Genomic DNA, 1,430 nt, shown 5'->3' with positions numbered 1-1,430 from the left:
GGAGCAGGCGCCGGATCTGGTGCAGGCTCCGGTGTGGGGTCTGGTGCGCAGTGCGCAGTCGGAGAACCCGGGCCGGTTCACCCTGGTGGACCTCGACGGTGACCTCGACGGCGAGGACGGCGCAGGCCTGGACTGGGAGGCGGTCGTCGCCCTGGACGAGCCGCAGATCGCCGTCCGCGCCGGTGAGCTGTTGGCGCCGCGTCTGGGGCGGACTGCGGTGCAGCCGGCGGGCCGTGCCTGGCGGCTGGGGATCGAGAGCAAGGGCTCGCTGGACGGTCTGGCGATCCTGCCCTCCGACGGAGACCGCCCGCTCGGCGTGAACGAGGTACGGGTCGGGGTCCGGGCCGCGGGTCTGAACTTCCGGGACGTGCTGATCGCGCTGGGTACGTATCCGGGTGAGGCGCCGCTGGGCAGTGAGGCTGCCGGTGTCGTCCTGGAGGTCGGTGCCGAGGTGACGGGCCTCGTCCCCGGCGAGCGGGTGATGGGTCTGCTGATGGATCCGTTCGGGCCGGTCGGGATCACCGATCACCGGATGGTCGTGCCGATGCCGGAGGGCTGGTCGTTCACGGAGGCGGCCGCGATGCCGCTCGTGTTCCTGACGGCCTACTACGCCCTGACCGACCTGGCCGCCGTGCAGTCCGGCGAGCGGCTCCTGGTGCACGCCGCGGCCGGTGGCGTGGGCATGGCTGCGGTGCAGCTGGCCCGCCACTGGGGTCTTGAGGTGTATGCGACGGCCAGCCAGGCCAAGCAGGACGCGGTACGCGCCTCGGGCGTCCCGGGGGAGCGGATCGCTTCCTCCCGTGACCTGTCGTTCCGGGAGCAGTTCCTGGAAGCGACCGGCGGCGCGGGCGTGGACGTGGTCCTGAGCGCACTGGCCGGTGAGTTCACCGATGCCTCGCTGGACCTGCTGCCGCGCGGTGGCCGGTTCCTGGAGATGGGCAAGGCTGATATTCGCGATGCGGAGGCCGTGGCCGGACGTCACTCTGGAGTCCGTTATCTCGCCTTCGATCTTCTCGAGGCGGGGCCGGACCGGATCCAGCAGATGCTGCGGGATCTGGTGGGGCTGTTCGAGGCGGGTGCTCTGCGGCACTCTCCGATCCGGAGCTGGGATGTGCGTCGTGGTGTGGAGGCGTTCCGGTTCCTGCGTGAGGGCCGCAATGTCGGCAAGGTCGTGCTGACGGTTCCGGCTCCGCTGGATCCGGAGGGCACGGTCCTGATCACGGGCGGTACGGGTGGTCTGGGTGCGTCGTTCGCCGGGCACTTCGTCCGGGAACACGGGGCGAAGCACCTGCTGCTGCTCAGCCGCCGCGGTCCGGCGGCCGAGGGTGTCGGTGAGCTCGTGGCCGGGCTGGAGGCGCTGGGTGCGCGGGTGCGGGTCGAGGCTTGTGATGTCGCCGACCGCGACGAACTCGCGCAGTTGGTCGGTTCGT

Annotated in this window: 1 protein-coding gene; it reads left to right on the top strand. The window is 71.3% G+C overall.

Features of this window, described 5'->3' with window-relative positions:
- Positions 1–1,430: zinc-binding dehydrogenase (locus tag IO30_RS41555; protein WP_209439910.1), on the top strand; the 1,430-nt coding region annotated here is incomplete at both ends.

This window comes from Streptomyces xanthophaeus, from assembly GCF_000725805.1.
In the GTDB taxonomy this organism is placed as follows: domain Bacteria; phylum Actinomycetota; class Actinomycetes; order Streptomycetales; family Streptomycetaceae; genus Streptomyces; species Streptomyces xanthophaeus.
This window is presented reverse-complemented; position numbering and strand designations above follow the sequence as displayed.